Here is a 1,548-nt window from a genome sequence, read left to right as displayed (position 1 = left end):
GCTTCGTGATGCAATTGATGAAATAAATGAATTTATTCCTCAATTATCTGTTAGTGAACTAGACAGCGAAACAATTTCGAATTCTGAATCTGATGAAAATAAGTAATTTTCAAAACTTATATTCATGTTCTTGAATTCAACATTTGTTGCGTAGCAACTAAAGCCGGAAAAGTCGATGCTCTTTGCAATTTCAATCAATAAGTTAAGGGTTGATTGAAAGTCACTTAATAATTCACCAATTGATAAGTCACCATCAAATCGATTCGTGAAACGTCCCAAATGATTTTCAATGATGATTTTTCTAACTTCTGTATAAGCGTCATCATGGCCATCTTTTTTGGCCCAATCAGCACATACGAAATCATTACCAAGCTTAACTATTACTGAATTATCTAGGTAGGTAGACGTAACGTTCATACGTTCGGCAAACTCAGAAATTGTATTCAAGGCAATCTGAGCGACTTTAACCTGATTAAGTGTCAATTTCATTATAATTCTCCTTTCAATTTACTAGGCACGTCACTGCCAGTAGTTAAAGGATACCAAAAGAAAGGAGGCTTGGCATGGAAGCTGTAGGAAGTAAGTTCGACCCGTCTCAACAGTATAAGCAAATAGAAGTTTGCAAAGTTATTGGTGAAATGCTCGGACAGGATCGTCCAATTTCAAATAAGTGTTTTCGCAACTCGTGGCGAACGAAAAAAGGTTTTCCAAAACCAATAATTGAGCACGGAACGTACAAGGTGTGGTCTGGTTTTGCATTGCATAACTGGTTTCACAAGAAAGGGAATATTTAAATGACTAATAGCATGTTTTGGAATGAAGTTATCGGATGGATATTCACAACGGGAGCAGTAGCAAGTTTTATCTACTTGGTTACTCTTTCGCTGGATAAAAAGCCGTTATTTGGCGATAACGATACTGATCGCGACATCGAAAATGATGCTCGTAAAGATGGGCAACGATTTTACAAGCAACAGAAAAAAGCTCTCAAGGCGGCAACCAAGAGAGCTTAGGCATAAAGTTTCCTAGCAAGAAATTTATGCCTCTAGTATATCACGGAGGATAAAAATGACAATTGAAAACAGTATGTTGATGTACCCAGAAAACACGCAACGACTTGAACGATACGAGCAACTACAAGACGCAATCTATGCCAAGCGTGACGAAATCAAGAAGATGGAAAGTACCAAGGAAGACTTGGAAGCTGACATTGACGAGAAGTATCAAGAACTTGGTGACTTACAGCAGGAGGTTGCTGAACTATGACAGAAGCAATTACACTTCCGTCTGAATTAATTCAAGACGGCAAGATTGAGTTTAAAAACTTAGATCAATACCTAGCCATGGTCGATAAGTATGTTGCATATGGCAACAACTTTGTCGTGACAGAAGAAACCATGAAGGGTGCTAAGGACGAAAAAGCACTGATTAATAAGATGGTTAAGGAGTCGGCTTCCAGACGTTCTGATATTGAAAGCAATATGCTTGCTCCTTGGCTACCAGTTAAGGAAAAGATGATGAATGCCGAGAAGAAGCTCAAATCGGCAG

5 protein-coding genes are annotated in these 1,548 nt (G+C 38.4%); 4 read left to right on the top strand and 1 reads right to left on the bottom strand.

From position 1 onward, the window contains the following. Positions 1 to 39: 39 nt before the first annotated feature. Positions 40 to 489 (bottom strand): hypothetical protein, encoded by a 450-nt coding sequence (locus IV71_RS03890; RefSeq protein WP_010691496.1) that lies wholly within the window; start codon positions 487 to 489, stop codon positions 40 to 42. A gap of 74 nt (positions 490 to 563) precedes the next feature. Here IV71_RS03890 and IV71_RS03885 point away from each other — a divergent pair, with 74 nt between their 5' ends. The 4 genes from IV71_RS03885 to IV71_RS03870 all read left to right on the top strand — a co-directional run. Next, positions 564 to 794: a hypothetical protein gene (locus IV71_RS03885; protein ID WP_010691497.1), complete on the top strand. Its 231-nt coding sequence runs from the start codon at positions 564 to 566 to the stop codon at positions 792 to 794. Further along, entirely contained in the window at positions 795 to 1,013 is a 219-nt protein-coding gene (locus tag IV71_RS03880; RefSeq protein ID WP_010691498.1) for a hypothetical protein, read from the top strand. It begins immediately after the preceding gene. 55 nt (positions 1,014 to 1,068) lie between these two features. Next, complete coding sequence (locus tag IV71_RS03875) at positions 1,069 to 1,266, top strand: hypothetical protein (RefSeq protein WP_010691499.1); 198 nt, start codon at positions 1,069 to 1,071, stop codon at positions 1,264 to 1,266. After that, positions 1,263 to 1,548, top strand: a 286-nt coding sequence (locus IV71_RS03870) for a DUF1351 domain-containing protein (RefSeq protein WP_156405638.1), incomplete at its 3' end; no start/stop codon positions are given. The genes IV71_RS03875 and IV71_RS03870, both read left to right, overlap by 4 nt.

The organism is Fructobacillus fructosus KCTC 3544 (genome assembly GCF_001438695.1).
Taxonomy (GTDB): Bacteria; Bacillota; Bacilli; order Lactobacillales; family Lactobacillaceae; genus Fructobacillus; species Fructobacillus fructosus.
Note: the sequence above shows the minus strand (reverse complement) of the source record. Positions and strands in the feature narration are given on the sequence as shown.